This is a genomic window from Streptomyces sp. NPDC001970 (assembly GCF_053594115.1).
In genome coordinates, this window is record NZ_JBSFDW010000008.1 from 67,317 (window position 1) to 93,971 (window position 26,655).

Genomic DNA, 26,655 nt, shown 5'->3' on the forward strand with positions numbered 1-26,655 from the left:
CGGAGTCTGCCAGGTCCACCGGACGATCGAGCGTCCAGCACCTCACACCGCGTCGAACCACGGCTTGTTCGCGGCCCAATGGCTGACCCACCCGGCGAACCCGGGGTCACCGGTGGTGGACCCGAACTCCGCCCCGAACGGCGCAGCGCCCTCACCGCAGATGTTCCAGATGTGCCCTCGGTGCGGTCCGGTCACGATGAGGTGCCAGTACATTCCGCAGCCATCGGTGCCGAGCACGATCGACCCATGGTCGAAGACCGGGTCGAGGATCGGCTCGATCTCCTCGAACGGTCTGGGGTCCTCCTCCCACAGCCACGCCTCGGTCAGCGGGAAGGGCCGGCTCACGTCGCGGACAGGACGGTCGTCTCCCCAGTCGTCCGGCAGCTCGGCCAGCCCCACCAGGCCGTAATCCGGCGGCCCGGTGTACGACCCGTCGGTCATCTCCGCCACGAACGTCCGGTACGGCTCGGGCAGGACGACACCGTGCTCCGCCTCGAAGGCGCGCACCGCCTCCCAGCCCAGCGCCGACTCCCCACCGTCGTCCACACCGAAGGCGGCGCGCAGCGCGGCCAGGTCGTCAGGGTCGGCATGCTCGGTTTCCATGTGTCATTGATAGCGCCCGGCTCTGACAGCGACTGTGGCCCCTCCCCCACCCCCGGCCGAGCGGGGCGCGGGGGAGGAGGGGCGATGAGGGTACCGGCCGGCATCAGGAGCGGCGGGAACGCACTCATGCTCACGGAGGCCACGTGCGATCGGGGCGGTGGAACCCGCTACCGGGCGTCGTGGTCCGGGCCTGCCTGCCCGGCCACCTGAATGCCCCGCCGCCACACGGCCGACACCAGGGGCACGCCCGGGCGGTACGCCAGGTGGACGTGCGACGGGGCGTCGAGGAGGGCGAGGTCGGCGCGGGCCCCCACGGTGAGGCGGCCGATGTCGGTGCGGCGGAGGGCCGCGGCGCCGCCGGCCGTGGCGGACCAGAGGGCCTCGTCCGGGGTCATCCCCATGTCCCGTACCGCCAGCGCGATGCAGAACGGCACGGAGGACGTGAACGACGAGCCCGGGTTGCAGTCGGTCGACAGGGCGACGGTCACACCGGCCTCGAGGAGACGGCGGGCGTCGGGCCACGCGGCACGGGTGGAGAACTCGGCGCCGGGGAGCAGGGTCGCGACGGTGTCGCCGTTCGCGAGCGCGTCGACGTCCTCGTCCGTGAGGTGGGTGCAGTGGTCGGCGGACGCCGCGCCGAGCTCGACGGCGAGCTGCACCCCGGGGCCGTAGGTCAGCTGGTTGGCGTGCACACGCGGGACGAGGCCCTTCGCCATGCCCGCGGTGAGGACCGCACGGGCCTGGTCGCCGTCGAAGGCGCCCTTCTCGCAGAAGACGTCGACCCAGCGGGCGTGGGGCGCGCAGGCGTCGAGCATCTCGCCGGTGACGAGGGCGACGTACGCGGCCGGGTCGTCGGCGTAGTCCGGGGACACGACGTGGGCGCCGAGGTACGTCACCTCGTCGGTGTGCCGGGCCGCGATCCGCAGGGCGCGGGCCTCGTCCTCGACCGTGAGCCCGTAGCCGGACTTGGTCTCGAACGTCGTCGTGCCCTGCCGCAGGGCCTCGTCGAGGTAGCGGGTGAGGTTCGCCTCCAGCTCCTCGTCGGTGGCGGCGCGGGTCGCGGCGACGGTGGTCCGGATGCCGCCCGCGGAGTAGGCGCGGCCTGACATGCGGGCGTTGAACTCCTGGGTGCGGTCGCCCGCGAAGACCAGGTGCGAGTGGGAGTCGACGAAGCCGGGGATCACGGCCCGGCCCCCCGCGTCGTGCACCGTGTCGGCAGGCGGGGCGTCGGCGGCGCGGCCGACCCAGGCGACGCGATCGGCCTCCAGGACGACGGCGGCGTCCTGGACCAGACCGAGCGGGCTGCCGTCACCGGCGGTGGCGGTGGGGTCGTTGGTGACGAGGCTGCCGATGTTGGTGATGAGGGTGGTGGTGCTCATGGGTTCCTGTCGGTGGTGGTCTTCCGCGGCATCGCAACCCGTTCCTGTCGGGTTCACTCGTCCTCCGGGAGAACGTCGGCGTTGAAGTGGTGAGCGCGCAGGATCAGCACCACGTCGTCGCGGTAGTCCTCCTTGTACCAGAGCATCACGGGTCCGTCCCCGTGGCTCAGGACGCCGGAAGCGGCTTCAGTGATGCCGAAAGGGCGGCCGATGCGGCGCACACCGACGGCGTCGGCGATGCGCTGTGCGACGTGCTCGATGTCGCGGCGCTGTCCTTCCGTGAGCCCGCCGACGACGTGCTCGGCGTCGGGAATGTACTCCCAGGTCCAGTCACTCACGCGGCCGCGGCCTCCGCGTCGGCAAGGATGCGGCCGATCTCCGCGGCGGCAGCGCGCCGGGCGGCGCGATCGTCGGACGCGGCAACGATGTGTTCACACTCGCGGAGTCGACCGGCGCGGGCGGGCCAGCGGGTAACGGCGACCCAGGCCCACCAGTGCTCGGTGAAATGGCGGCCGGGGAGAAGGCTGTACTCATCGCGGGCCTGGTCGATGGCGGTGGCCCAGTCGGCATCGAAGCGCGGGAGGGCATCAGGGTCGAGTCGCGCGACGGCGACACGGAGGGCGGCCGGGGTCTTCTCAGGCATGCGGATGAGGGGTGCGTCGCCTGTCGGCTCGGTGGGCTGAGCGGTCATATGGGGCTCCTGGGACGGAAGTGGCTCGGTCAGGCGGCGTTGGCCGCTTCGCCCTTCTCCTTCTGGCCTTCATGGTCCCGGTGGCGTCGGCGCAGGGTGTCACGGTTCATGCCGGTAATACGGGTTGCAGCCGCCTGCGCGCCTCGGGGGCCGTGCTCCAGGAGGTCGATCAGTGCGGCGTCGAACTCCTTCTCTGCGTCTGCCAGGCGCTTCGTGGCGCGCTCCAGGCGTTGAATGCGGGGATCCTCGGGTGTGGCAGTTCGGGCCATGGTCCTCAGAATGCCGAAACGAACGGCCGAATGCAACGGCCGAGTCGTTCCGCATTCGGACGCCCCGCGGTATGCGGCTGACGTACGGGGTCCGGTCATGTCGGTACGACAGAAGACTTCGAGTACCCGGGCGTCCGACACCCGTGCACAACCATGCGCTGCGAGCGACGGGCCGGACGTCGATCAAGCGAACCATCCTGGCGTCACGCCCGCAGCGCCGCGATCGCCTCCGTCAGCGCGGACGGCACGTCCGGGACCAGGGTGTGCACGCCGTCCCGGACGACGTGGCGGCCCGCCACCACCGTGTGGCGGACGTCCGCAGCCGTCGCCGCGAAGACCGCCGTCTCCGCGCCCAGCCTCGGCACCGGCCCCGCCGTCCGCACCGTGTCCAGCGCGACGGTCGTGAAGTCGGCGAGCGCACCCGCCTCCAGGCGGCCCGCCCCGTCCCAGCCCAGTGCCGCGTGGCCGTCCTCCGAGGCGGCACGCAGCAGCGCCGCGGCCGTCCAGTGCCCACGCGTGCGCGAACGCAGGCGCTCGTTCAGTTCCATCGCGCGCGCCTCCTCCAGGAGGTCGATCACCGCATGGCTGTCGCTCCCGAGCGAGAGCGGGGAGCCCGCGCCTTGGAGGGCGCGCGCGGGCCCGATCCCGTCGGCCAGATCCCGCTCGGTCGTCGGGCACATGCAGGTGCCGGTCCCACTGTCGCCGAGCAGCGCGATGTCCTCGTCCGTGAGATGGGTGTTGTGGACGCCCGTCGTTCGAGGCCCCAGCACACCGTGGTCGGCGAGCAGCCGCGTCGGCGTGCAGCCGTGCGCGGCGAGGCAGGCGTCGTTCTCCGCGGTCTGCTCGGAGAGGTGGACATGGAGGGGAGCGTTCCGCTCGCCCGCCCAGGAAGCGACGACGGACATCTGCTCCGCCGGAACCGCCCGTACGGAGTGGATCGCCGCGCCGATCCGCACGCCGTCCCGCTCCTTGAGCAGCGACGCGCGCTCGGCCCACGCCTCGGCAGTGCCGTCGGAGAAGCGGAGCTGGTGGTGGTTCGGAGGCTCCCCGCTGTGCTTGTTCCTGATGGCCGATGACAGATACGCCGTGTCGAGCAGCGTGATCCGGATCCCCGCGTCCTCCGCCGCCGCGATCAGCGCCTCGCCCATCGCGTTCGGGTCGGCGTAGGGGGCGCCTCCCGGCGCGTGGTGCACGTAGTGGAACTCGCCCACCGCCGTGACCCCGGCCAGTGCCATCTCCGCGTACGCGGCCCGCGCCAGCGCGTGGTACGACTCCGGCGTCAGCTGCGAAGCGGCCTGGTACATGAACTCGCGCCAGGTCCAGAAGGTCCCCGACCCGACCTGGACGAGCCCGCGCAGGGCCCGGTGGAAGGCGTGGCTGTGGGCGTTCGCGAAGCCGGGCAGCGTGAGGCCGCGCAGCACCTCGGCGCCCGGCTCCGGCGACTCCGCCCCGGTCCGTACGGCGGTGATCCGGCCCGCCGACACATCGAGGGCCACACCCGGCTCGACATGCGTGCCGAGCCAGGCGTGTTCCAGCCAGTACGTGGTCATCTGCACGCCAGACCCTCCAGTACATCGGCGAGCGCGAGGACCCCGGCGACGCAGTCGTCCTCGGCCGCGTACTCGGCCGGGGAGTGCGAGACGCCCGTCGGGTTCCGTACGAACAGCATGGCGGTCGGAATGGAGCCGGACAGGATTCCCGCGTCGTGTCCCGCGCCGGTGCCGAGAACGGGGACCTGACCGCCGAGGATCCGGTTCAGCTCGTCGCGCAGCGCGTGGGCGAACTCGACGACCGGGGTGAACGACTCCCGGACGACCGCGAGGTCCACGCCGTCCCGCTGCGCATGCTCCTTCGCGGCCTGCTCGATCGCGGCGACGACCGTGTCGAGGGTCGCCTGGTCGGCGGCGCGCGAGTCGAGCCAGCCGCGGACGAGGGACGGGATGGCGTTGACGCCGTTCGGCTCGACGGAGATCTTGCCGAAGGTGGCGACCGCACCAGCGAGTTCCGCCTCGCGGCGGGCGGCGACGACGGTCTGCGCGTACGTCAGCATCGGGTCGCGGCGGTCGACGAGGCGGGTGGTGCCGGCGTGGTTGGCCTCGCCGCGGAAGTCGAACCGCCAGCGGCCGTGCGGCCAGATGGCGCTCGCGATGCCGACGGCGTCCCCCGAGAGGTCGAGGGCGCGGCCCTGCTCGACATGCAGCTCGACGAACGCGCCGATACGGGCCAGGCGCCCGGGGTCCGGGCCGATGGCGTCCGGGTCGTAACCGGCCGCCTCCATGGCCTCGGGAAGGGTCACCCCGTCCGCGTCCCTGAGCTCGTACGCCTTCTCCTTGGTCAGCTGCCCGGCGGTGAGGCGGGAGCCGACGCAGGCGAGGCCGAAGCGGGCGCCCTCCTCGTCACCGAAGTTGGTGATCGCGACCGGCTTGGTGAACTCCACTCCCCTGCCGCGCAGTTCGTCGAGCGCGGCGAAGGCGGAGACGACACCGAGGGGGCCGTCGAAGGCGCCGCCGTCGGGGACGGAGTCGAGGTGGGAGCCGGTGACGACGGCGTCACCGGCGGTGGGGTCGCCGAGCCACGCCCACTGGTTTCCGTTGCGGTCGGTCTCGTACGTGAGGCCGCGCGCCTCGGCCTGCTCCTGGAACCAGGTCCGGCAGTCGGCGTCGGCGCCGGTCCAGGCGAAGCGGCGGTAGCCGCCACTGTCCGGGTTGCGCCCGACGGGCGCGAGGTCGGCCCACATCGCGTGGAAGGAGTCCCCACCGGGTTGCGGGCGGTCGTTCGCGCCGTCCGGCTGCGGGCCGGTGGGTGGGTTCGTGCCCGCCCGTTCCGCCCGGGGGTTCTTCCCGGGCGGAACTTCGGGGGAGGAACCGTCGCCCGCAGACCGGGTCACTGGCCCTCCCGCATCGGGATGCGGACGCCCTTGGCCTCGGAGACGGACTCGGCGATGTCGTAGCCGGCATCGACATGCCGGATGACGCCCATCCCCGGGTCGTTCGTCAGGACCCGCCGGATCTTCTCGCCGGCCAGCTTCGTGCCGTCCGCCACCGTCACCTGACCCGCGTGGATCGAGCGGCCCATGCCGACGCCGCCACCGTGGTGGATCGACACCCACGACGCGCCGGACGCGACGTTCACCATCGCGTTCAGCAGCGGCCAGTCGGCGATCGCGTCCGAGCCGTCGAGCATCGCCTCGGTCTCGCGGTACGGGGACGCGACCGAGCCGCAGTCGAGGTGGTCACGGCCGATGGCCAGCGGGGCCGCGAGCTCGCCGCTCGCCACCATGTCGTTGAAGCGCTCGCCCGCGCGGTCGCGCTCGCCGTAGCCCAGCCAGCAGATGCGCGCCGGCAGGCCCTGGAAGTGGACCCGCTCGCCCGCCAACTTGATCCAGCGGGCCAGGGACTCGTTCTCCGGGAAGAGGTCCAGGATCGCGCGGTCGGTCTTCGCGATGTCGGCGGGATCGCCGGACAGCGCCGCCCAGCGGAAGGGGCCCTTGCCCTCGCAGAACAGCGGCCGGATGTAGGCGGGAACGAAACCGGGGAACGCGAACGCCCGCTCGTAGCCGGCCAGTTGCGCCTCGCCGCGGATCGAGTTGCCGTAGTCGAAGACCTCGGCGCCGGCGTCCATGAAGCCGACCATGGCCTCCACGTGCCTGGCCATGGACTCACGGGCGCGGGTCGTGAAGCCCGCCGGGTCCTTCACCGCGTACGAGGCCATGTCGTCGAAGTCGACGCCCACGGGCAGGTACGACAGCGGGTCGTGGGCCGAGGTCTGGTCGGTCACGATGTCGATCGGGGCGCCCTCGGCGAGCATCTGCGGCAGCAGCTCCGCCGCGTTGCCGAGCAGGCCGATCGAGAGCGGGCGGCGGGCGTCCCGGGCCTCCACCGCGAGCTGGAGGGCGTGGGCGAGGTTGTCGGCCTTCACGTCCAGGTAGCGGTGCTCGATGCGGCGCTCGATCGCGCGGGGGTCGCAGTCGATGCAGATCGCGACGCCGTCGTTCATGGTGACGGCGAGCGGCTGGGCACCGCCCATGCCGCCGAGACCCGCGGTGAGCGTGATCGTCCCCGCCAGGGTGCCGTCGACCCCTTTGCTCAGGGAATGCAGCTTGGCGGCCACCGCCGCGAAGGTCTCGTACGTGCCCTGCAGGATGCCCTGGGTGCCGATGTAGATCCACGAGCCGGCCGTCATCTGGCCGTACATGGTGAGCCCGAGGGCCTCCAGGCGCCGGAACTCCTCCCAGTTCGCCCAGTCGCCGACCAGGTTGGAGTTGGCGATGAGCACGCGCGGCGCCCACTCGTGGGTCTGCATCACACCGACCGGGCGGCCGGACTGGACGAGCATCGTCTCGTCCTGCTTCAGCGTCTGCAGCGTGCGCACCATCGCGTCGAAGGAGCGCCAGTCCCGGGCCGCCTTGCCCGTGCCGCCGTAGACGACGAGCTTGTCGGGGTGCTCGGCGACCTCCGGGTCGAGGTTGTTCTGGAGCATGCGCAGCGCGGCTTCCTGCTGCCACCCGAGGGTGTTCAGTTCCGTACCACGCGGTGCCCGTACGGGACGGGGTCCAGACATGCCGATGCCTCCTCGCGACGTTGACTCTTCTATTCACATCCTCGCGCGCTGAATAATTTCAGTCAACCACTGCGGCCGGTGGCTTCGGATGATTGGCTGGACCTCATGGCTTCAGTCCGTCGCGATCAGGCCGTACGCGCGGCCGTGGAACAGGGTCTGCTCACGGAGACCGAACCCGTCACCGCGCTCCTCGACACCGCCGGCATCCGCGCCTCCGCCGCCGCGCTCAGGGCCGCCTTCCAGGAGATCACCGATGCCCCGGTCCTGCACGCCTTCGCCGTGAAGGCCACCCCTCTGGTGCCCGTCCTGCGGCTGCTGCACGAGGAGGGCATCGGCGCGGAGGTCGCCAGCCCCGGCGAGCTGGCGCTGGCCCGCGCCGCCGGCGTACCACCCGGTCGGACCGTGTTCGACTCCCCCGCCAAGACGCTCGCCGAGCTGCACACGGCCCTCACGGGCGGGATCGCCGTCAATGCCGACAACCTGCAGGAGCTCTGCCGGATCGGCGCCCTCGTCCAGGTCACGCCGCCCGCGCCGCCCCGGTCCCCCATCGGTCTGCGCGTGAACGCACAGATCGGCGCCGGCACCATCGGGGCCCTGTCCACCGCCACCGCTACGTCGAAGTTCGGGATCGCGCTGCGCGACGAAGGCGCCCGCGACCGGATCGTCCGCGCCTGTCTCGACCGGCCCTGGCTGACCCGGCTGCACACCCACTCCGGCTCGCAGGGGATGCCGCTCGGCCTCATGGCCGAGGGCGTACGGGCCGTGTACGAGCTCGCCGAGGAGATCAACGCGGCCGCGGGGCGGCAGCAGATCGACACGCTCGACATCGGCGGCGGGCTGCCCGTCAACTTCGCGTCCGACGACGAGACCCCGACCTTCGCCGACTACGCCCGGCTGCTGCGCCGAGAGGTTCCCGGGCTGTTCGACGGGCGGTACGGCCTGGTCACCGAGTTCGGCCGGTCACTGCTCGCCAAGCACGGCACGCTCCTCGCCCGCGTCGAGTACACCAAGACGACGGGGTCCCGGCCCATCGCGATCACCCACGGGGGCGCCCAGGTGGCGACCCGTACCGTGTACGACCCCACCTCGTGGCCGGTCCGCGTCGCCGCGTACGACGCCAAGGGCCGGCCCAGGACGGGGCCCGACGTCGTCCAGGACGTCGCCGGGCCCGCCTGCTTCGCGGGCGATCTGCTCGCCGAGGCCCGGAGCCTCCCGCTGCTGGAGCAGGGCGACGTGGTGGCGGTGCTGGACACCGGCGCGTACTACTTCACCAACCACTACGCGTACAACAGCCTCGCCCGCCCTGCCGTGCACGGTTTCCGCACGGGTCCCGGCGGGGTCGCCTTCACGACCGTGCGGGACGCCCAGACCCTGGACGAGATCGTCGCGGAGTCCGGCGGGGCCCACGCGGAGGCACTGCTGTAGCGGGCGGTTGTCGGACCCCGGTGGTTCCATGGATCCATGACCAGCAGAGCTGTCGTCGTCGAGCGCCGGATCGCCGCGTCGCAGGGGCCCGTCTGGGAGGCCCTGACCGACCTGAAGGACATGGAGCGCGTGCTCAGCGGGGTGGACAAGGTCGAGATCCTCACGGACGGGGGTTTCGATGCCGGCACCCGGTGGCGGGAGACCCGCCGGATGTTCGGCAAGGAAGCCACCGAGGAGCTGTACGTGACCGCGAGCGAGCCGCCCGAGCGCTATGTGGTGGAGGCCGACTCCCACGGCACCCACTACGTCTCGGAGTTCGTGCTGCGGGCCGACGGACCCCAGACGACCACGGTCCGGATGACGTTCTCCGCCACGCCGCCCGGGGGCTTCACGGGTCTGCTCGCCAAGGTGCTCGGGCCTCTGGGCGAGCGGGCCGTCGCCAAGGCGATCGCGCGGGACCTCGCCGATGTCGCGGCCGAGGTGGAGAGTCAACGCGGCTGAGCACTCGTTCGGCCGCACCGCAGGCATCCCGTAGGGCGGGACGGGCAAGGGTGACCCATGGCCACATCCACGCCCACGTCCGCACCGGACCACCAGCCGTCGCTCAAGCGCGCCATCGGTCCGAAACTGCTGCTCCTCTTCGTGATCGGCGACATCCTCGGCACCGGCATCTACGCCACGACCGGCAAGGTCGCGGGCAAGGTGGGCGGCGCACTGTGGCTGCCCTTCCTGCTCGGCTTCGTCGTGGCGATCCTGACGGCCGCGTCGTACGTCGAGCTCGTCGGCAAGTACCCGAAGGCGGCCGGTGCCGCGCTCTACAGTCAGAAGGCGTTCAAGCTCCCCTTCCTGACGTTCATCGTCGCCTTCATGGTGATGTGCTCCGGGCTGTCGTCGGCCAGCGCCGCGGCCCGCGCGTTCAGCGGTGACTACTTCCTGGAGTTCACGGACGCCATCCCCTCGACGATCATCGCGATCCTCTTCATCCTCGCCCTCGCCGCCATCGCTCTGCGGGGGGTGGCGGAGTCCGTGAAGACCAACATGGTGCTGACGCTCGTCGAGCTGTCGGGTCTGCTCGTGGTCCTCTGCATCGGGGCATGGGCCGTGGTGACCGGCGGCGGAGAGCCCTCCCGGCTGGGCGAGTTCCAGGCGGAGGGCACCGGATACGCCCTGCTGACCAGCGTGCTGGGCGCCACGGCGCTCGGCTTCTTCGCCTTCGTCGGCTTCGAGGACTCGGTCAACATGGCGGAGGAGACCAAGGATCCGGCCCGCTCCTTCCCTCGTGCGATCTTCATCGGTGTCGCCGTCACCGGCACGATCTATGTGCTGGTCGCGCTGGTGTCCTCGCTGCTGGTCGACTACAGGGTGCTGCAGACGTCGAGCGGACCACTGCTGGAGGTCGTCAAGGCGGGCGGGGTCGCCTTCCCGCCGAAGCTGTTCGCGGCCATCGCGCTCTTCGCGGTCACCAACTCCGCGCTGATCAACATCATGATGGCCTCGCGGCTCTGCTACGGCCTGGCCAACGAGAAGGTCCTGCCGCGCGGGATGGGCCACGTCCTGCGCCGCCGCCGCACGCCCGTCACCGGAATCGTCTTCGTCACCGTGATCGCCATCGGCCTCGTGACCACGGGCGAGATCGAAGGACTCGGCGACACCACGGCCTTCCTGCTGCTCTGCGTCTTCGCCGTGGTCAATGTGGCAGTGCTGGTGCTGCGCAAGGACCGCGTCGACCATGCCCACTTCCGTACGCCGACGATCCTGCCGGTGCTCGGGGCGATCGCGTCGGTCATCCTGGCCAGCCCGCTGTCCGAGCGGGCCGCGGAGGTCTACATCCGGGCCGGGGTGCTGCTGGCGATCGGGATCGGCCTGTGGGCGGTCAACAAGGCGTGGATGAAGCTCCGCCACGAGGAGGAGGCGGCCCGGGGCTGAACGGGCGTACCGTCGCGCACCGGCGCGAACAGCCCGGCGGGGCCGAGTGCGGATCTTATCGGACCGCCCGCATGTTCCGTTGGAAAATGCCAGAAGTTCCACCAGCCAACACTCCGTTGCGTAACCTCATGGCTACGGACTTACGTCCTAGCCGTTCGCACACGTGCCGGAGGGGATTTCCGCGTGCCCGGAATCGACGAGTGTCTGCTCCACGCCATGCGGCTGCCCGGAGCACGCGGCGCCGCCCTCGTCGACTGGACCAGCGGGCTCGCCCTCGGCACGGTGGGTGACGCGGCGGGCGACGACCACGAGACGGCGGCCGCCGAGACCGCGGAGCTGGCGCGGATGGCGGCGGAGCACCCCACCTTCGCCCCGGCGCCGTCCGGGGAGGACACCGAGGCCGTGAAGAGCCCTCCCGTCGAGGACCTCGTCGTCACCACCCGCACCAGCTACCACGTGCTGCGTTTCGTCGAGACGAGCTTCGACAGCAGCGTCCTGATGCATCTGTGGCTCGACCGGGCGGAGGGCAATCTCGCGCTGGCGCGACTGCGGATGCGGGACCTGACCGAGCGGCTGGTGCTGGAGTGACCGTCCCAGCCGGTTCGACGGGAGCGACGGGAGCGACGGATCCGACGGGTTCCTCGAGCCCGACGGGTTCCTCGGGCTCACCTCTTCCGACCCGTCCGACTCGCTCGACCCGTCCGACTCGCTCGTCCCTCTCGTCTCGGACGTCTCCTTCGACCCGCTCGTCTCGTTCGGCCGTCTCGCCGATGCTGCTGCGGCTCGCCGCCGAAAGAGCGACCGGAGCGCTGTTACGGGACCGGGGAACGCTCTATCTCGTCGACGGGCAGGTCGTGCACGCCGAGAGCCCCGCCGCTCCGGGGATCGACGTCCTGCTCACCGCAGCCGGCCGACTGGGCGCCGACAGCTGGCAGGGGGCGCTCCGCGAGGCCGGGACGCACGGCAGCGTCGGGCGGCATCTGGTCGACAGCGGCAGGCTCTCCGGCGGGGAGCTGGAGATCTGCCACCTGGGGGCGCTGTTCGACGCCGCGTACTTCGCGCTCGCGCCCAACAGCGGCCCCTCGCGGTTCCGTTACGGGGTCGCCCACTGGATGGGGGCCGTTCGGCCCGTACCGGCGGACGCCGTCCAGCGCGAGACCCTGCGCCGCAGGGCGCTGCTCGACCGGCTCTGGGCGCATCCGGAGACCGACACCGCTCCTGTCGTCCCCACCACCCGGCGCCACGGCGACCGGGTCGTCCCGCGCCGGCGCGCCGTGCTCGAACTGGCCGACGGCGTGCGGACCCCGGGCGACATCGCCCGTGCCCTGGGCAGGCCCGCCTTCCACACCCTCGTCGACGTACGCCGGCTGGCCGCGGCCGGGCTCGTCGAGACCCCCGCCACCGCCGCCCCGCCCGAACCGCCACCCGAAGTCGCACGGGTCATGGAGATGTCCGCGGACCCGGACGTCGCCCTGCTCCGCCGACTGCGTGACGCCCTGGAGGCAACGCTGTGATGCGCACGCTGAGGCAGCGCGCCGAGAGGAGACAGCTGATGACCGCGAGCCCCGGAGTCCTCGACGAACTCAAGCGGCTGAGGACCCGGTTACCGCAGCTCACCGGCGCCCTCGCGGCCAGCGTGGACGGCCTCGTCCTGGCCCGGGACACCCCGGAAGCGGAGGCGGAGACCGTCGCCGCGCTCACCGCGGCGGCCCTCGGCGTGGCCGTGCGCCTCACCGATGCCACCGGCCAGGGCGGGTTCCGCGAACTGCTCGTGCGCGGCGAGAGCGGATACGTGGCGACGTACGCGGCCGGGGCCGCGGCCGTGCTCACCGTCACCGCGGAACCGCGCGTCAACGTCGGGCGACTGCACCTCGAAGCCCGCCGCGCGGGGGCGCGCATAGGCGAACTCGTCGAGAGCGCGCTCGACCGCCATGACCGTCATGACCCCAACACCACACAACCCAGATGAGTCCATCGAGAAGGAAAGGCACCACCATGGCCAACACCGAAACCGCCCTCAAGGAAGCGATGACCTCGATCGAGGGCGTCATCGGCGTCGCGCTCGTCGACTACACGAGCGGCATGGCGCTCGGCACGCTGGGCGGCGGCAAGCAACTGGACCTGAGCGTGGCCGCGGCGGGCAACACCGACGTGGTGCGGGCGAAGCTGCGCGCCATGGAGATGCTCGGCATCCAGGACCAGATCGAGGACATCCTCATCTCGCTCGGCACGCAGTACCACCTGATCCGTCTGCTCAAGGCGCGTGGCGGCAACGGGCTGTTCCTGTACCTGGCCCTGGACACCAAGCGCGCGAACCTGGCGATGGCCCGCCACCAGCTGAAGAAGATCGAGGCGGAGCTGGAGGTCTGACGCCCCGTCGTCCGACGTCCGGCTCCTGACTATCCCGTTCCCGTCGCCCTTCCTCAGCGGCGCCGCGCCCCGCCGGGCGCGGCGTCGCCGGCGACGGGCCCGGTCGTCCGATAGTCCGTCACCGCGGCACCCGCAGGCCGACCCCGGGCCACCAGATCCCCCCGCACCCAGAACAGGCTGTCCGCCGTTCGCTCGCGGCCGCCGATGAGGCGCGCCTTGAGCCACAGTCCGGTCCCTGCGCCCGCCAGCAGCAGACCGCCCGCCGCCGGAACGGCGAAGGCGCTCCCGACGGCCGCGGCGAACGCGAGGAGCAGCCACCATCGGTGCGCGCGCCGCCAGTTGCGCAGGGTCACGGCGCGGTCCTGGAGGAAGTCGCCCTTGGCGGCCCTGCCGGCAGCGGCCTCCAGCGCCCGGTAGCGGCCACGGCGGACCGACGCCACGACGGCCGCCGCGAAGAGGAACAACGCGGCCCCTGCGTACAGTCCGACCCGGCGCCCCGTCAGCCCCTCCGGCACCAGCCCGGCACCCCCCGCGACGACGCCCGACCACACCATCGGGGCCGCACCGGCCCGTACGATCACCGCCACCCGCGCCAGCGTGTGCCCTCCGCGCCCCATGTTCCGCACTCCCTTCGCACGTATGCTCCTTCGGGCGCGGAGGGTAGTCGGGGTTTCTGAAGAGCGGCTGAGAAGCGGCCCCGCGGCCGAGGACCGCCCGCCGCCCTGGGGCGGCTACTCGGTGAACAGCCCGCGCTCCGCCGCCCGTGCGTCGAACTCCTCCAGCCGCGCCTGTGCGTCCGGCAGGTCGTCGCACATCGCCTCCAGCAGCACCCGCCCCAGCAGCATCGGCGCGCAGGCCGTGTCGAAGGCGAGGCCCGTGCCGACCGCCGCCGGGATCAGCAGGTCACTGTGGGCGGCGACAGGAGCGAAGGCCGAGTCGGCGACCGTGACGACGGTCAGCCCGGCCTCGTGCGCGTACGCCAGCGCCTCCACGACCTCCTTCGGGTGGCGCGGCAGGGCGAAGCAGAGCAGCGCGCTCGCGCCCGCGCGCCTGGCGCCGTCGATACGGTCGGCGAGCATCGTGCCGCCCTCGTCGAGGAGGCGTACGTCCGGGTGGACCTTGGCCGCGAAGTACGCGAAGCCGCGGGCCTGGGACGAGGCGGCGCGCAGGCCGAGGACCAGGAGCGGGCGGGAGGCGGCCAGGATCCGGCCGGCCTGCTCGACGGGGGCGGGGTCCGCGAGCAACTCGGCGAGGTGCCGCAGGTTCTCGATCTCGGCGTGGACGGCCTGCTGGTACTCGTTGAACGTGTCCTTGTCCGCGGCAGGTTCGGCAGGCGTGATCTCGCGCAGATGACGGCGCAGCGCCGGGTAGCCGTCGAACCCGAGTGCGACGGCGAACCGGGTGACCGAGGGCTGGCTGACCCCGGCCAGCTCGGCCAGCTCGACGCTGGACAGGAACGCCACGTCGCCCGCGCGACGCACCATGCAGTGGGCGATACGGCGCTGGGTGGGGGTGAGCCGGTGGCCCTCGAACAGCTGCTGCAGTCGTGCGGCAGGGCTGTTGTGGTTCTCGCTCATGCCGTCCCCCTTGTCACTCTTGCCAGTTCACCGAACGTCATCGTGCCGAAGGTGTCGAGCAGCGCGGCCGCCGACGTCACATCATCGGTCAGCGGCCGGTCGGCGTGCTCGACGTCGAGCACCGCCTCGGCCAGCGCGAAGGCCCGCCCCACGGGCAGTTCCGGGTCGGGGCGCAGATCGCGCTGGCGCAGGGCCCGTACGGCGGCGACGAGTTCGCAGCCGACGACGAGCCGGTAGGGCTCGCTCACCCGCAGGGTCTGGCGGGCGGCGAGCGAGGCGAAGCTGGCCTGTTCCTCGACGCCACGGGACAGTACCGCGTGGCCGAGCGAGGCGGGGGCCGAGCAGGCCCGGAGATCGCCGAGGGCGGCCCCGGCCGCGTACTCGAGGATCATCACGCCGGACGATGCGGGCTCGGAACCCGCCAGGAACGGCCGCAGGCGGGTGTAGGCAGGCTCGTTGAGGGCCGCGAGCCGGGAGGTGGAGAGCCGGGCGACCTGGGTGAGCGAGAGCCGGAAGTGGTCGAGCGCGAGAGCGAGTCCGGCGAGGTAGAAACCGCCGTGATGGTAGGCGGCCAGGTCGTCGGGGGAGATCAGGGGGTTCTCGGCGGCGGCGTTGATCTCGACGGCGAGCGTGCGTTCCAGGGCGTCCGCCGCGTCGTGCGCGGGACCGTGTATCTGCGGAAGGCAGCGGAAGCCGTACGGGTCCTGGATCCGGCCCAGCGGTGGCGTCGGGCGCCCGGGCGCGCCGAGCAGCTCGCGCATCCGGCCTGCGACGGCGGTCGTGCCGGGGTGCGGGCGAGCGGCGTGCACGGGCTCGGCGTACGCCTCGTACGAGCCGTCGACGGCGAGGAGGGAGAGCGCCGCGACGAGTTCCGTGGCGGTGACGAGGCGGCGCAGTTCGTCGAGCGCGAGGGCGGCCTGGCCCAGCGTGAGCGCGTTGCTGCTGATCAGGGCCAGGGCGTCGTTGTTGTCGAGGGCCTGGGGGGCGGGTGCGGGCCCTGGCCCCTGCCAGCGGTGCTCACCGGCGAGGGCGAGGCCCAGCTGGGCGAGTGCGGCAATGTCGCCGGTGCCGACGGAGCCGTACTCGTGGACGACGGGGTACGCGCCCGTCACCAGCGCCTCGCAGAGCGCGGTGATCACGGTGGGGCGCAGTCCGGCACCGCCCGCGAGCAACTGGTTGGCGCGGACGGCGAGCATGGCGCGGACCTCGCGGGCGGGGAGCGGATCCCCTATCGCCCCGGCGTGGCTGCGGAGCAGTCGCAGGCCGTGGTCGGCGGCGGCCTCGGTGGGGATGTCCTCGCTCCGGTTGGCGCCGACGCCGGTGGAGCGGCCGTAGACGCGTCCGGAGGCGGCGAGTCGGCGGGCGGTGTCCCAGGAGTGCTCGGCGTGCTTCATCGCGTCGGCGTCGGGGACGGGGCGGACGGCTCCGTCGGCGAGCCGGACGATGTCGGCGACCGGGAGGCTCCGGCCGTCGAGGACGACGACGCCCGTGGGCGCGGGCACGGGCCGGGACACGTGCGGGGGCGTGTCCATCATGTGGGACGACATCATGCGCGAACGCCTCCTTGTCCGGACGCCCCGTCTCGCCGTGCGGCCATCGGTAACCAGCGTTTTACCCCGGGGCATTGACAACTTATTCAGCTACACAGAACTCTGCATGACTATATGCAGGCCGGGCAAGGGACTCCGGTGATCAGATTCGACGCAGTGGACAAGCGCTTCGCCAACGGCACAACGGCGGTGCACAACCTCACCGTGGAACTGCCGGAGGGCGGGATCACCGTCCTCGTCGGCTCCTCGGGATGCGGTAAGACCACCACGCTCCGCATGATCAACCGCATGGTGGAACCGACGTCCGGGACGATCCACGTCGGCGGCGCGGACGTGCAGCAGCAGGACGCGGCGGAGCTGCGGCGTTCCATCGGGTACGTGATCCAGCAGGCCGGGCTCTTCCCGCACCGCACGATCCTCGACAACATCGCGACGGTGCCGCTGCTCCTGGGCTGGGGCCGCCGCAAGGCCCGCGCACGGGCGGCCGAGCTCCTGGAGACCGTGGGCCTCGCCCCGGAGACCGCCAAGCGCTATCCGCACCAGCTCTCCGGCGGCCAGCAGCAGCGGGTCGGCGTCGCGAGGGCGCTCGCCGCGGACCCTCCGGTGCTGCTGATGGACGAGCCCTTCGGCGCGGTCGACCCGGTCGTGCGGACCCAGCTCCAGGACGAACTGCTCCGCCTCCAGCACGAGCTGAACAAGACCATCGTCTTCGTCACCCACGACATCGACGAGGCGGTGCGCCTCGGCGACCGCATCGCCGTGTTCCGCACGGGTGGCCACCTCGTCCAGTACGCCGAGCCCGCAGAACTGCTGGCCCGGCCGGCGGACGACTTCGTCGCGGACTTCCTCGGCGCGGAACGGGGCCTGAAGCTCCTGTCGTTGAGCACACTCGCCGGTGTGCCACAGGCACCGGCCCCCGAAGACGGCCGCTGGCAGCTCGTCCTGGACGAGTCGCGGGCCCCGCTCGGCTGGCGCGACAACGATGCCGGCGACGATGCCCCGCTGCGTCCCGTACGTCCGCTGCACGACAGCGACTCGCTGCTGGCGGCGCTGAACGAGTCGGTCGCCTCCCCGACAGGCCTCGTCGCCCGTGTCGACGCGGACGGCGTCGTCACCGGAGTCACCTCCCGCGACGACATCCACTCCCACGCGGGCGCGGCGCACGCGGCGGCGGTCGCCGAATGACCGTCGACTGGAATTGGCTCGCCGATCACACCGGCGATCTCGCCGCGCTCACCGTCTCCCATCTGCAGGCCGCCCTGGCCGCCGTGGCGCTCGGGCTCGTGATCTCCCTTCCGCTCGCCGTCGTCGCGCACCGCGTACGGCCGCTCCGCGGCTTTCTGCTCGGGATGTCGAACGTCCTGTTCACGATCCCGTCCATCGCCGTGTTCGTCCTGCTGCTGCCGGTCTCCGGGCTCACCCGCACCACCACCGTCATCGGCCTGACGATCTACACCCTGGTCGTCCTGCTCCGGAACACGGTCGAGGGCCTCGACTCGGTCCCCGCGCGGACCAAGGAGGCCGCCAGGGCCATGGGCACGCGGCCGCTGCGCACCCTGCTCACGGTGGAACTGCCGCTGGCGCTGCCCGTGATCATGGCGGGGGTGCGGATCGCGACGGTCATGTCGATCTCGCTCGTCAGCGTGGCCACGTACATCGGCGACGGCGGGCTCGGACAGCTCTTCACGGACGGCTTCCAGCGCGGCTTCCCCACCCCCGTCATCGCCGGAGTCGTCCTCACCCTCCTGCTCGCGCTGGCCGCCGACGCGCTGCTGGTCACCGTGCAGTACGCGCTCACCCCCTGGCGAAGGAAGCGGGCCTGACATGTACGAGCTCTTCAAGGACCTGGGGGTCTGGCTCACCAGCGGCACCCAGTGGTCCGGCACCGACGGCATCGCGCACCGGCTCGCCGAACACCTTCAGTACTCGCTGCTCGCGACGCTCATCGCCGCCGTGATCGCTCTCCCCGTAGGCCTGCTCATCGGGCACACCGGCCGTGGTGCCTTCCTCGCCATCAACCTCGCGTCGTTCGGCCGCGCCCTGCCCACCGTCGGGCTCGTCGTGCTGGTCTTCCTGGCCGGCGGGCTTTCGATGACTCCGGTGTACGTGGCGCTGGTCGCCCTCGCCGTGCCCGCCATCGTCACCAACACCTACGCCGGGATGACCGCCGTCGACCCGGAGGTCAAGGACGCGGCCCGCGGCCAGGGCATGCGCGGCCACCAGGTGCTCCTCCGGGTGGAGATCCCGCTCGCGCTCCCGCTGATCATGACCGGGCTGCGCCTCGCCCTCATCCAGGTCGTGGCAACCGCCGCCATCGCCGCGTACGTCAGCTTCGGCGGCCTCGGACGGTACGTCTTCGACGGCCTCGCCCAGCGCGACCTCGTCCAGGTGCTGGGCGGAGCCGTGCTGGTCGCGGTCGTCGCCGTCGTACTCGACCTGGCGCTCGCCGCCCTGTACCGCGCCCTCTTCCGGCACCGCCCCGCGTAACGCGCATCGCGTAAGGACGTAACCATGAACCGACGCACCCTGCTCGGCGGCCTGCTCGCAGCCGCCTCCGTCCCCGCGCTCGCCGCCTGCAGCAGCGGTATCACCTCCCTCGAAGGCGAGGGCGGTGCCATCGGCGGCGGCGGGTCGAGCAAGGACGGACTCACCATCGGCACCGCCAACTTCACCGAGAACCAGGTCCTCGGCTTCCTCTACGCGGCCGTCCTCGGCGCGGCCGGGGTGAGCACGACCGTGCGCCCGAACCTCGGCACCCGCGAGATCCTCATCCCCGCCCTCAAGGGCGGCGACATCGACCTGCTCCCCGAGTACCAGGGCGCCCTGCTCCACTACCTCGACCCCGAGGCGGAGGCCACCGAGGAGGGCGAGATGCAGAACGCCCTCGCCGTCGCCCTGCCCGCGGGCCTGCAGATCCTCCCGTACGGCGCCGCAGAGGACTCCGACGCCTTCGCCGTCACCCGCGCCACCGCCGAGAAGTACGGCCTGAGGACCCTCGGCGACCTCGCCAGGCAGAACGGCAGGCTGGTCATCGGCGCCGCACCCGAGGTGAAGAAGCGCGTCGTCGGCGTCGTCGGCCTGAAGGACGTGTACGGCGTCGAGTTCAAGGAGTTCAAGTCCCTCGACTCCTCGGGCCCGCTGGTCAAGGGCGCGCTGAGGAAGGGCGACGTGGACGTCGCCAACCTCTTCACCACCGACACGGACATCAAGGCCGAGGGCTGGGTCGTCCTGGAGGATCCCAAGAACCTCGTCCCCGGCCAGCACGTCGTCCCCCTCATCGCCGACCGCAAGGCCGACTCCACCGTCCGCAAGGCCCTCGCCCGCCTCGGCAACGCCCTCACCACCGAGGCCCTGACCGAGCTCAACCGTCAGGTCGACAAGGACAAGAAGGACCCGGAGGACGTTGCGAACGCCTGGGCCGCGGCAAACGGACTCGCCGCACAACAGGGGGGCTAGCCCCACTGACACCCCTGCCCGCACTCCCTACCGTGGAGCGCATGGAAGCCCGCGACCATGAGCTCACGAAGGAGCTCGACGCCACCCTGCACGCCCGCCGCGAGCTGGGCACGGAGTACGAGTCCGCGCTGATCGAGTCCTTCCTGGAGAAGATCGAGCGGCGCATGGACGACACGATCGACCGCCGTGTGCGGCGCCATCTGGCCGAGCAGCAGATGGCCGCCGCCCGGGGCGGGCGCCCCGGGCGGTCCGGGGACGGCTTCGGGAGCTTCGCCGACCGGTTCGGCTTCGCGATGTTCTCGACCGTGCTCGCGATCCCGCTCTCGGCGATCGGCGCGGCGCACGCCGGCCTGGAGGGCCTGATCGTCGCCTGGGCCGGCATCGTCGGGGTGAACGCGATGCATGCGTTCCGGGACCGGATACGGCTCGACGGCCGCGCGAAGCCCGATGCGGAGTGGGAGGGCTGAGCGGCCCGAGGACGCCGGGGTCCGAAGGACGCCCGGATCCGAAGCACGCCCGGATCCGAAGGCCGCCGGGTCCGAAGGCCGCCGGGTCCGAAAAGGCTCAGGCCTGTCGCGTCGGCAGGACGACGACCTGCCGCAGGTCGCGTCGGAGCCGGTGCGCCCGGGCGTAGGGCTGCCGCCCGACACCATCGGGGCCGCGGCCGCCTTCGTCGGTCCCGTGCGCCGCGACCTCTGCCCGGATCGGGACGCGGTCGCCGCCGAGACCGTCGCGTTCCCGCGCCTGTCCGCGTGCCGCCACCCCGAGGATCTGTGGGTCAACGAGCTGGTCGGGGAGCCGCCGGTGACGAGCGAGGACTTCCGGCGACTGCGGGCCGACCACCGGGTCGAGGAGAAGACGAAGGGATCAAGCCGATCGCGTACCCCACGGTGGGCCCCGACGGCAGAGCGGCCGGCACTGCCCGGTTCGGCCGCGGCTTCTCAAAAGTGGTACGAGCGCGACACGTTGGCGCAGCACACGCTTAACACGCGTCCGGCACATTGAGGGGTGTCGGCGTCAAGGACCTCCGGAGCGGCTCCCGGACCTCCATGGACGCCCGGACGCGGGGTCGGCCCTGACCCGGCCCGCGTCCCTCGCGGGGACCGCCGTCGTCCCGCCCCCCGGTTCGCCGGGGGTGCGGCGGTCCCCGCGCACGGCATCTCGCGTGCTGCGGATCTCCCGCCCCGCGGCTACTTGGTCCCGGTCCTGGCCAGGAACGACAGCAGGTCCTGACGGCTCACGACACCCGTCGGCTTGCCCTCGACCAGCACGATCGCCGCGTCCGCCTGACCGAGCACCGACATCAGGTCGCCGACCGGCTCACCGGAGCCGACCTGCGGCAGCGGCGGGCTCATGTGCTTCTCCAGCGGGTCGTTCAGCGACGCGCGCTGCGTGAACAGCGCGTCCAGCAGTTCCCGCTCCACGACCGAGCCGATGACCTCGGCGGCCATGACGTCCGGGTGCCCGGCACCCGGCTTGACGATCGGCATCTGCGAGACGCCGTACTCGCGCAGGACGTCGATGGCCTGGCCGACCGTCTCCTCCGGGTGCATGTGCACGAGAGACGGCAGCGCGCCCTCCTTGTGCTGCAGCACCTCGCCGACCCGCGGCTCGTCGCCGGCCTGCTCCAGGAAGCCGTAGTCGTTCATCCACTCGTCGTTGAAGATCTTCGACAGATAGCCGCGACCGCTGTCCGGGAGCAGCACGACCACGACGTCGTCCGGGCCGAGTCCCTCGGCCACGCGCAGCGCGGCGACGACCGCCATGCCGCAGGAGCCGCCGACCAGCAGGCCCTCCTCCTTGGCGAGGCGGCGCGTCATCTGGAACGAGTCCTTGTCGGACACGGCGACGATCTCGTCGGTGACGTTCGGGTCGTAGGCGGTCGGCCAGAAGTCCTCACCGACGCCCTCGACGAGGTAGGGCCGGCCGGAGCCGCCGGAGTACACGGAGCCCTCGGGGTCGGCGCCGACGATGCGCACCTTGCCGCCGCTGACCTCCTTCAGATAGCGACCGGTGCCGGAAATCGTGCCGCCGGTGCCCACGCCTGCGACGAAATGGGTGATTTTCCCCTCAGTCTGTTCCCACAGTTCGGGACCGGTGGTCTCGTAATGCGAACGCGGGTTGTTGGGGTTGGAGTACTGGTCGGGCTTCCAGGCACCCGGCGTCTCACGCACGAGCCGGTCGGAGACGTTGTAGTAGGAGTCAGGGTGCTCCGGGTCGACCGCCGTCGGGCAGACGACGACCTCGGCCCCGTAGGCGCGCAGCACATTGATCTTGTCCGTGGACACCTTGTCCGGGCAGACGAAGATGCACTTGTAGCCCTTCTGCTGGGCCACGATGGCCAGGCCAACGCCCGTGTTGCCGCTCGTCGGCTCGACGATCGTGCCGCCCGGCTCGAGCTCGCCGCTCTGCTCGGCGGCCTCGATCATGCGCAGGGCGATGCGGTCCTTCACCGAGCCGCCGGGGTTGAAGTACTCGACCTTGGCGAGCACCGTCGCCTGAATGCCCGCGGTCACGCTGTTGAGCTTCACCAGCGGGGTATTGCCAACCAGACTGATCATCGAGTCGTGGAATTGCACCGTAAGTCTCCGGGATCTCCGTAGTGGTTCCGTCAGCGTATGCCGTACCGGGGCGAGATTGGGCGACGGCCGTTACGGGGCAGTTAGCTCTTGTACGGCAGCACGGCTACGCGGAGGTGGCGGGGACTGTGTCGAGGGCGAGGGTGGCGCGGCGCATCGCGGCCGGCGCGGCATACGGCGGCGGTGGCATCGGCCTGCTGGGAGCGGCGGCCGTGGGTGTGGTGCTGGCCGAGGTACAGCTGGCGAAGAAATCGGTCGGCGGTGGTACGGCGCCACTCCCGCCCGCCCCCGACGGCCTGTACGGGACGGCGTCGTACGGCCCGTCCGACCCGCTGCGGCTCGTGCTCCTGGGCGACTCGACGGCGGTCGGCCAGGGGGTGCGGCGAGCCGGGCAGACGCCGGGCGCACTGCTGGCGTCGGGGCTCGCCGCGGTGGCGGAGCAGCCGGTGGAGCTGCGCATCGTGGCCGAGCCGGGGGCCCAGTCGGACGACCTGGAGCGACAGGTCGGCATGGCACTGCTGGATCCCGGGCGGGCCCCCGACGTCTGCGTGATCATGGTCGGCGCGAACGACGTCACACACCGGATGCCGCCGACGCAGTCGGTGCGCTATCTGTCCGCGGCGGTGCGCAGGCTGCGCACGACGGGCGCCGAGGTCGTGGTGGGCACCTGCCCTGATCTCGGCACCATCGAGCCGGTGTACCAACCGCTGCGCTGGCTGGCCCGCCGGGTCTCACGGCAGCTCGCGGCCGCGCAGACCATCGGCGCGGTCGAGCAGGGCGGCCGTACGGTCTCGCTCGGCGATCTGCTGGGCCCGGAGTTCGCGGCGAACCCGCGCGAGATGTTCGGCGTGGACAACTACCACCCCTCCGCGGAGGGGTACGCGACGGCGGCGATGGCGGTGCTGCCGACGCTGTGCGCGGTCCTCGGCCTGTGGCCGGAGACGGACCGGCTGGACGCCGACCGCGACGAGGGGATGCTGCCGGTGGCGAAGGCGGCGGCGGAGGCGGCCTCGGAGGGCGGTACCGAGGTCACGGGCGCCCGCGCGCCCTGGGCCCTGCTCAAGCACCGCAGGCGCCGCCGCCTCCCGGCCTCGGTGGCTCCGGAACCCGAGCCCTCGGCGGCGGAGCGGGCCGAGATCCACGGCTCGGACTGACGGTCCGGTACGGCTCGGAGCCGCGCGTCACCGAGGCGAAGCGGGACGGGCCGCGGCGCGGGCAAGCCCGCCCGGGGCCGGGGCGAAACCCGGAAACGGGTCCGCGGCGGAGCCCCGGTTCGGGACGGGGCGGGGCGGCCCCTGCTCAAGCACCGCAGGCGCCGCCGCCTCCCGGCCTCGGTGGCCCCGGAACCCGAGCCCTCGGCGGCGCAGCGGGCCGAGATCCACGGCTCGGACTGACGGTCCGGTACGGCTCGGAGCCGCGCGTCGCCGAGGCGAAGCGGGACGGGCCGCGGCGCAGGCGAACCCGCCCGGGGCCGGGGCGAAGCCCGGAAACGGGTCCGCGGCGGAGCCCCGGTTCGGGACGGGGCGGAGCGGGGAACGAGTCCCGCACAGGCCGCACCGCCCATGCCCGTCCCCTCCGCACTGCGGGCCGCGCCCGCGCCCACCGGGCCGTCCGCGCCGCCACGCGCCACCCGTAAGCGAGCGCTTAGAAAAGAGGCCCTCATCACACGGTCCGTACGGTGACCCGAGCGATACGTAGGGGTAACTTCCCAGACAGTCCTCCCTGACCGCCGCACTCCCTCTGGAGCCGTGATGCCCGAAGCCGTGATCGTCTCTGCCGCCCGCTCCCCCATCGGCCGGGCCTTCAAGGGCTCGCTGAAGGACCTGCGGCCGGACGACCTGACCGCGACCATCATCCAGGCCGCGCTCGCCAAGGTCCCCGAGCTCGACCCGAAGGACATCGACGACCTGATGCTCGGCTGCGGTCTGCCGGGCGGTGAGCAGGGGCACAACCTGGGCCGTGTCGTCGCCGTGCAGATGGGGATGGACCACCTCCCCGGCTGCACGATCACGCGCTACTGCTCCTCCTCCCTGCAGACCTCCCGCATGGCGCTGCACGCCATCAAGGCGGGCGAGGGCGACGTCTTCATCTCGGCCGGTGTCGAGATGGTGTCCCGCTCCGTGAAGGGCACCTCCGACGGTCTGCCCGACACCCACAACCCCCTCTTCGCCGAGGCCGAGGCCCGCACCGCCGCCGTCGCCGCGAGCGAGGGCGCGAGCTGGCACGACCCGCGCGAGGACGGCCTGGTCCCGGACGCGTACATCGCGATGGGCCAGACCGCCGAGAACCTGGCCCGCCTCAAGGGCGTCACCCGCCAGGACATGGACGAGTTCGGCGTACGGTCCCAGAACCTCGCCGAGGAGGCCATCAAGAACGGCTTCTGGGAGCGCGAGATCACTCCCGTGACGCTCCCGGACGGCACGGTCGTCAGCAAGGACGACGGCCCGCGCGCCGGCGTCACCGTGGAGGGCGTCCAGGGCCTGAAGCCGGTCTTCCGCCCCGACGGCCTGGTCACCGCCGGCAACTGCTGCCCGCTCAACGACGGCGCCGCCGCCCTCGTGATCATGTCCGACACCAAGGCGCGGGAGCTGGGCCTGACCCCGCTGGCCCGGATCGTCTCCACCGGTGTCTCCGGCCTCTCCCCCGAGATCATGGGATACGGCCCGGTCGAGGCCAGCAAGCAGGCGCTGAAGCGTGCCGGGCTGACCATCGACGACATCGACCTGGCCGAGATCAACGAGGCGTTCGCGGCCCAGGTCATCCCGTCCTACCGCGACCTGGGCATCCCGCTGGACAAGCTGAACGTCAACGGCGGCGCGATCGCCGTGGGCCACCCCTTCGGCATGACCGGCGCCCGCATCACCGGCACGCTGATCAACAGCCTGCAGTTCCACGACAAGCAGTTCGGTCTGGAGACCATGTGCGTCGGCGGCGGCCAGGGCATGGCCATGGTGATCGAGCGCCTCAGCTGACACCGCGGCGGCAGGCCTCCCTGCCGCCGCCTCAGGGCCGCCGACCTGCCCGATCGGGAGGTTCGGCATCCCTCCGCAAGGGCTTTCTCAATCCCCTCGCGTCCCAGCCGTGACCGAATCTCCCCCAGGATGTGACCTATCTCCTGGGGGAGATGGTTTACCCAGGTCAGACGGCTCTGGTGCTGAACATCCACCTCAAAGTCCTGTCCATTTCGTGACGTAATGCACTGACACCTGGCATCGGATCACGACAAGCTGATGTAGTAAGTCGGGGAATCCTTTGAAACCGGGAGTATGTCAGTGAGCGCCATGTCCCTCGCCCTGCTGCTGACGACGGCCGCTGCCACGGCCGTCGGCGCCGCTGCCCTGCACGCCGCTCACGGGCTGCGCAAGCAGGTCACGGCCCTGCGTACGGAGCTGTCCGCCGCCACGAGCGCCGCCACCGGCTCCTTCGCAGCAGCCGTCCCGCAGGCCCGCACCGCCCCCGCCGACGAGATACGCGTCGCCGTCGCCGAGGCCCTCGCCGAGGAGCGTGAGCGCGAGCTGGCCGAGGCGCGCGCCTTCTGGGCCGCGCAGGAGGCCCGCGACGCCGCGGACGCCCCGACGCTGCTCGGCGGCTCGGGCGGCCTCGGCGACGACCTGCCTCCGCTGTTCATACCGCGCCAGGCCGACTTCGTCGGGCTCGAGGCGATGGACCTGGAGGCCGTCGAGGCCCTCGACGAGCTCGACAGGCTCGCCGGTCTGGCCGAGCTTGCCGAGGTCGCGGAGACCGCGGAGCCGCCGGCCGAGTTCGCCGACGACTCCCCCGAGCTCGCCGCCGCCCGCCGCCGGCACCCCTCGCACCCGGACTTCGTCCCGGTCCAGACACCCGTGGTCACCGACCACGAGCGGACCGTGGCCCGCCTGGAGGAGCTCGCCGAGACCGGCACCTCCCTCTCCGACGTACGGCCGGGCCCGCTGGGCACCCTCGACGTGTACGTCTTCGCCGACGGCACGACGCTCTGCATGACCCCGGGCCACCGGGAGACCGCCGAGCGGCTCGCCGAGGCGCTGCGGAACGGCGAGGCACCGGTGCTGCTGGGCGGCTCGGGCGTGTCGGGTGCGTACGCCCTGACCTTCTCCTGCGGCTCCGGCGAGAGCGTCTACATCCTCGCGGACCGCGTGATCGCCTCGCTCTAGGCGCCATCGCTCTCGGCGCCGTCGCGCCGGGCGTCTCGCGCCGGCCTCGCTGCCGACTGCCGGAGCGCCGCCACAGCGACGCTCCCCGGAGGCGCCCTCCACGCTCCAACGCGCCCCCC

At 72.1% G+C, this 26,655-nt stretch carries 28 protein-coding genes; 16 read left to right on the top strand and 12 right to left on the bottom strand.

Going from position 1 to position 26,655, the window contains the following annotated elements; translation table 11 throughout:
• Nucleotides 1-42 precede the first annotated feature (42 nt).
• The 8 genes from ACWCP0_RS12675 to hutU form a co-directional block, all read right to left on the bottom strand.
• Nucleotides 43-603, bottom strand: coding sequence for an SMI1/KNR4 family protein (locus tag ACWCP0_RS12675; RefSeq protein WP_451078822.1), 561 nt, complete (start codon nucleotides 601-603; stop codon nucleotides 43-45).
• Nucleotides 604-770: 167 nt separating this feature from the next.
• Nucleotides 771-1,982, bottom strand: coding sequence for an imidazolonepropionase (gene hutI / locus ACWCP0_RS12680; RefSeq protein ID WP_451078823.1), 1,212 nt, complete (start codon nucleotides 1,980-1,982; stop codon nucleotides 771-773).
• Between the two features lie 53 nt (nucleotides 1,983-2,035).
• Nucleotides 2,036-2,320 (bottom strand): hypothetical protein, encoded by a 285-nt coding sequence (locus ACWCP0_RS12685; RefSeq protein ID WP_451078824.1) that lies wholly within the window; start codon nucleotides 2,318-2,320, stop codon nucleotides 2,036-2,038.
• Nucleotides 2,317-2,673: a DUF6247 family protein gene (locus ACWCP0_RS12690; RefSeq protein ID WP_451078825.1), complete on the bottom strand. Its 357-nt coding sequence runs from the start codon at nucleotides 2,671-2,673 to the stop codon at nucleotides 2,317-2,319. Before ACWCP0_RS12690 ends, ACWCP0_RS12685 begins: the two co-directional genes overlap by 4 nt.
• 29 nt (nucleotides 2,674-2,702) lie before the next feature.
• On the bottom strand, nucleotides 2,703-2,942 hold the full coding sequence (locus tag ACWCP0_RS12695) for a hypothetical protein (protein ID WP_451078826.1): 240 nt from the start codon (nucleotides 2,940-2,942) through the stop codon (nucleotides 2,703-2,705).
• Nucleotides 2,943-3,145: 203 nt separating this feature from the next.
• A complete protein-coding gene (locus ACWCP0_RS12700) occupies nucleotides 3,146-4,492 on the bottom strand; it encodes a formimidoylglutamate deiminase (protein WP_451078983.1) in 1,347 nt (448 codons plus the stop codon).
• Nucleotides 4,489-5,679 (bottom strand): allantoate amidohydrolase, encoded by a 1,191-nt coding sequence (locus tag ACWCP0_RS12705; protein ID WP_451078984.1) that lies wholly within the window; start codon nucleotides 5,677-5,679, stop codon nucleotides 4,489-4,491. Before ACWCP0_RS12705 ends, ACWCP0_RS12700 begins: the two co-directional genes overlap by 4 nt.
• A 146-nt stretch (nucleotides 5,680-5,825) precedes the next feature.
• The gene (hutU, locus tag ACWCP0_RS12710; protein ID WP_451078827.1) at nucleotides 5,826-7,502 is read right to left on the bottom strand and encodes a urocanate hydratase; all 1,677 of its coding nucleotides are present in this window, start codon (nucleotides 7,500-7,502) and stop codon (nucleotides 5,826-5,828) included.
• Nucleotides 7,503-7,607: 105 nt separating this feature from the next.
• On the opposite strand from hutU, the gene ACWCP0_RS12715 reads away from it, so the two are divergent.
• From ACWCP0_RS12715 to ACWCP0_RS12745, 7 genes are all read left to right on the top strand, one after another.
• Nucleotides 7,608-8,927 carry a diaminopimelate decarboxylase gene (locus ACWCP0_RS12715; protein WP_451078828.1) on the top strand — a complete coding sequence of 440 codons (1,320 nt, stop codon included), beginning with the start codon at nucleotides 7,608-7,610 and terminating at the stop codon, nucleotides 8,925-8,927.
• Nucleotides 8,928-8,963: 36 nt separating this feature from the next.
• Nucleotides 8,964-9,428, top strand: coding sequence for an SRPBCC family protein (locus ACWCP0_RS12720; RefSeq protein WP_451078829.1), 465 nt, complete (start codon nucleotides 8,964-8,966; stop codon nucleotides 9,426-9,428).
• 57 nt (nucleotides 9,429-9,485) lie between these two features.
• Nucleotides 9,486-10,853 (top strand): APC family permease, encoded by a 1,368-nt coding sequence (locus ACWCP0_RS12725; RefSeq protein ID WP_451078830.1) that lies wholly within the window; start codon nucleotides 9,486-9,488, stop codon nucleotides 10,851-10,853.
• A 183-nt stretch (nucleotides 10,854-11,036) separates the two neighbouring features.
• Nucleotides 11,037-11,441: a hypothetical protein gene (locus ACWCP0_RS12730; protein WP_451078831.1), complete on the top strand. Its 405-nt coding sequence runs from the start codon at nucleotides 11,037-11,039 to the stop codon at nucleotides 11,439-11,441.
• Between the two features lie 182 nt (nucleotides 11,442-11,623).
• The gene (locus ACWCP0_RS12735; protein WP_451078832.1) at nucleotides 11,624-12,367 is read left to right on the top strand and encodes a transcriptional regulator; all 744 of its coding nucleotides are present in this window, start codon (nucleotides 11,624-11,626) and stop codon (nucleotides 12,365-12,367) included.
• A gap of 38 nt (nucleotides 12,368-12,405) precedes the next feature.
• Entirely contained in the window at nucleotides 12,406-12,822 is a 417-nt protein-coding gene (locus ACWCP0_RS12740; RefSeq protein WP_451078833.1) for a roadblock/LC7 domain-containing protein, read from the top strand.
• Nucleotides 12,823-12,848: 26 nt separating this feature from the next.
• On the top strand, nucleotides 12,849-13,223 hold the full coding sequence (locus ACWCP0_RS12745) for a hypothetical protein (protein ID WP_451078834.1): 375 nt from the start codon (nucleotides 12,849-12,851) through the stop codon (nucleotides 13,221-13,223).
• A 53-nt stretch (nucleotides 13,224-13,276) separates the two neighbouring features.
• On the opposite strand, the gene ACWCP0_RS12750 is transcribed toward ACWCP0_RS12745, so the two are convergent.
• The 3 genes from ACWCP0_RS12750 to ACWCP0_RS12760 form a co-directional block, all read right to left on the bottom strand.
• On the bottom strand, nucleotides 13,277-13,840 hold the full coding sequence (locus ACWCP0_RS12750) for a hypothetical protein (RefSeq protein WP_451078835.1): 564 nt from the start codon (nucleotides 13,838-13,840) through the stop codon (nucleotides 13,277-13,279).
• A 114-nt stretch (nucleotides 13,841-13,954) separates the two neighbouring features.
• Nucleotides 13,955-14,800 carry a MurR/RpiR family transcriptional regulator gene (locus ACWCP0_RS12755; protein WP_451078836.1) on the bottom strand — a complete coding sequence of 282 codons (846 nt, stop codon included), beginning with the start codon at nucleotides 14,798-14,800 and terminating at the stop codon, nucleotides 13,955-13,957.
• Nucleotides 14,797-16,347 (bottom strand): aromatic amino acid ammonia-lyase, encoded by a 1,551-nt coding sequence (locus tag ACWCP0_RS12760; RefSeq protein WP_451078985.1) that lies wholly within the window; start codon nucleotides 16,345-16,347, stop codon nucleotides 14,797-14,799. Before ACWCP0_RS12760 ends, ACWCP0_RS12755 begins: the two co-directional genes overlap by 4 nt.
• A gap of 141 nt (nucleotides 16,348-16,488) precedes the next feature.
• Between ACWCP0_RS12760 and ACWCP0_RS12765 the strand changes: the two genes are divergently transcribed.
• From ACWCP0_RS12765 to ACWCP0_RS12790, 6 genes are all read left to right on the top strand, one after another.
• Nucleotides 16,489-17,535, top strand: coding sequence for an ABC transporter ATP-binding protein (locus ACWCP0_RS12765; RefSeq protein ID WP_451078837.1), 1,047 nt, complete (start codon nucleotides 16,489-16,491; stop codon nucleotides 17,533-17,535).
• On the top strand, nucleotides 17,532-18,173 hold the full coding sequence (locus tag ACWCP0_RS12770; protein WP_451078838.1) for an ABC transporter permease: 642 nt from the start codon (nucleotides 17,532-17,534) through the stop codon (nucleotides 18,171-18,173). Before ACWCP0_RS12765 ends, ACWCP0_RS12770 begins: the two co-directional genes overlap by 4 nt.
• A gap of 1 nt (nucleotide 18,174) precedes the next feature.
• Nucleotides 18,175-18,837, top strand: a complete 663-nt coding sequence (locus tag ACWCP0_RS12775; RefSeq protein WP_451078839.1) for an ABC transporter permease — start codon at nucleotides 18,175-18,177, stop codon at nucleotides 18,835-18,837.
• 24 nt (nucleotides 18,838-18,861) lie between these two features.
• Entirely contained in the window at nucleotides 18,862-19,806 is a 945-nt protein-coding gene (locus ACWCP0_RS12780) for an ABC transporter substrate-binding protein (RefSeq protein ID WP_451078840.1), read from the top strand.
• Between the two features lie 41 nt (nucleotides 19,807-19,847).
• The gene (locus tag ACWCP0_RS12785) at nucleotides 19,848-20,273 is read left to right on the top strand and encodes a hypothetical protein (protein WP_451078841.1); all 426 of its coding nucleotides are present in this window, start codon (nucleotides 19,848-19,850) and stop codon (nucleotides 20,271-20,273) included.
• A gap of 151 nt (nucleotides 20,274-20,424) precedes the next feature.
• Nucleotides 20,425-20,811, top strand: coding sequence for an MmyB family transcriptional regulator (locus tag ACWCP0_RS12790; RefSeq protein WP_451078842.1), 387 nt, complete (start codon nucleotides 20,425-20,427; stop codon nucleotides 20,809-20,811).
• Nucleotides 20,812-20,996: 185 nt separating this feature from the next.
• On the opposite strand, the gene ACWCP0_RS12795 is transcribed toward ACWCP0_RS12790, so the two are convergent.
• The gene (locus ACWCP0_RS12795) at nucleotides 20,997-22,385 is read right to left on the bottom strand and encodes a cystathionine beta-synthase (RefSeq protein WP_351227863.1); all 1,389 of its coding nucleotides are present in this window, start codon (nucleotides 22,383-22,385) and stop codon (nucleotides 20,997-20,999) included.
• A gap of 143 nt (nucleotides 22,386-22,528) precedes the next feature.
• On the opposite strand from ACWCP0_RS12795, the gene ACWCP0_RS12800 reads away from it, so the two are divergent.
• The 3 genes from ACWCP0_RS12800 (at nucleotide 22,529) to ACWCP0_RS12810 (ending at nucleotide 26,536) form a co-directional block, all read left to right on the top strand.
• Nucleotides 22,529-23,539 (top strand): SGNH/GDSL hydrolase family protein, encoded by a 1,011-nt coding sequence (locus ACWCP0_RS12800; protein WP_451078986.1) that lies wholly within the window; start codon nucleotides 22,529-22,531, stop codon nucleotides 23,537-23,539.
• A 597-nt stretch (nucleotides 23,540-24,136) separates the two neighbouring features.
• Nucleotides 24,137-25,357, top strand: coding sequence for an acetyl-CoA C-acetyltransferase (locus tag ACWCP0_RS12805; protein ID WP_451078843.1), 1,221 nt, complete (start codon nucleotides 24,137-24,139; stop codon nucleotides 25,355-25,357).
• A gap of 294 nt (nucleotides 25,358-25,651) precedes the next feature.
• Nucleotides 25,652-26,536: a hypothetical protein gene (locus ACWCP0_RS12810; RefSeq protein ID WP_451078844.1), complete on the top strand. Its 885-nt coding sequence runs from the start codon at nucleotides 25,652-25,654 to the stop codon at nucleotides 26,534-26,536.
• Nucleotides 26,537-26,655: the final 119 nt, after the last annotated feature.

Coding starts and splice junctions, on each gene's coding strand:
- ACWCP0_RS12805 (WP_451078843.1), top strand. CDS start 24,137: ATGCCCGAAGCCGTGATCGTCTCTGCCGCCCGCTCCCCCATCGGCCGG.
- ACWCP0_RS12690 (WP_451078825.1), bottom strand. CDS start 2,673: ATGACCGCTCAGCCCACCGAGCCGACAGGCGACGCACCCCTCATCCGC.
- ACWCP0_RS12745 (WP_451078834.1), top strand. CDS start 12,849: ATGGCCAACACCGAAACCGCCCTCAAGGAAGCGATGACCTCGATCGAG.
- hutU (WP_451078827.1), bottom strand. CDS start 7,502: ATGTCTGGACCCCGTCCCGTACGGGCACCGCGTGGTACGGAACTGAAC.
- ACWCP0_RS12725 (WP_451078830.1), top strand. CDS start 9,486: ATGGCCACATCCACGCCCACGTCCGCACCGGACCACCAGCCGTCGCTC.
- ACWCP0_RS12780 (WP_451078840.1), top strand. CDS start 18,862: ATGAACCGACGCACCCTGCTCGGCGGCCTGCTCGCAGCCGCCTCCGTC.
- ACWCP0_RS12755 (WP_451078836.1), bottom strand. CDS start 14,800: ATGAGCGAGAACCACAACAGCCCTGCCGCACGACTGCAGCAGCTGTTC.
- ACWCP0_RS12810 (WP_451078844.1), top strand. CDS start 25,652: ATGTCAGTGAGCGCCATGTCCCTCGCCCTGCTGCTGACGACGGCCGCT.
- ACWCP0_RS12675 (WP_451078822.1), bottom strand. CDS start 603: ATGGAAACCGAGCATGCCGACCCTGACGACCTGGCCGCGCTGCGCGCC.
- ACWCP0_RS12705 (WP_451078984.1), bottom strand. CDS start 5,679: ATGTGGGCCGACCTCGCGCCCGTCGGGCGCAACCCGGACAGTGGCGGC.
- ACWCP0_RS12720 (WP_451078829.1), top strand. CDS start 8,964: ATGACCAGCAGAGCTGTCGTCGTCGAGCGCCGGATCGCCGCGTCGCAG.
- ACWCP0_RS12760 (WP_451078985.1), bottom strand. CDS start 16,347: ATGTCGTCCCACATGATGGACACGCCCCCGCACGTGTCCCGGCCCGTG.
- ACWCP0_RS12715 (WP_451078828.1), top strand. CDS start 7,608: ATGGCTTCAGTCCGTCGCGATCAGGCCGTACGCGCGGCCGTGGAACAG.
- ACWCP0_RS12695 (WP_451078826.1), bottom strand. CDS start 2,942: ATGGCCCGAACTGCCACACCCGAGGATCCCCGCATTCAACGCCTGGAG.
- hutI (WP_451078823.1), bottom strand. CDS start 1,982: ATGAGCACCACCACCCTCATCACCAACATCGGCAGCCTCGTCACCAAC.
- ACWCP0_RS12735 (WP_451078832.1), top strand. CDS start 11,624: ATGCTGCTGCGGCTCGCCGCCGAAAGAGCGACCGGAGCGCTGTTACGG.
- ACWCP0_RS12750 (WP_451078835.1), bottom strand. CDS start 13,840: ATGGGGCGCGGAGGGCACACGCTGGCGCGGGTGGCGGTGATCGTACGG.
- ACWCP0_RS12770 (WP_451078838.1), top strand. CDS start 17,532: ATGACCGTCGACTGGAATTGGCTCGCCGATCACACCGGCGATCTCGCC.
- ACWCP0_RS12775 (WP_451078839.1), top strand. CDS start 18,175: ATGTACGAGCTCTTCAAGGACCTGGGGGTCTGGCTCACCAGCGGCACC.
- ACWCP0_RS12700 (WP_451078983.1), bottom strand. CDS start 4,492: ATGACCACGTACTGGCTGGAACACGCCTGGCTCGGCACGCATGTCGAG.
- ACWCP0_RS12740 (WP_451078833.1), top strand. CDS start 12,406: ATGACCGCGAGCCCCGGAGTCCTCGACGAACTCAAGCGGCTGAGGACC.
- ACWCP0_RS12785 (WP_451078841.1), top strand. CDS start 19,848: ATGGAAGCCCGCGACCATGAGCTCACGAAGGAGCTCGACGCCACCCTG.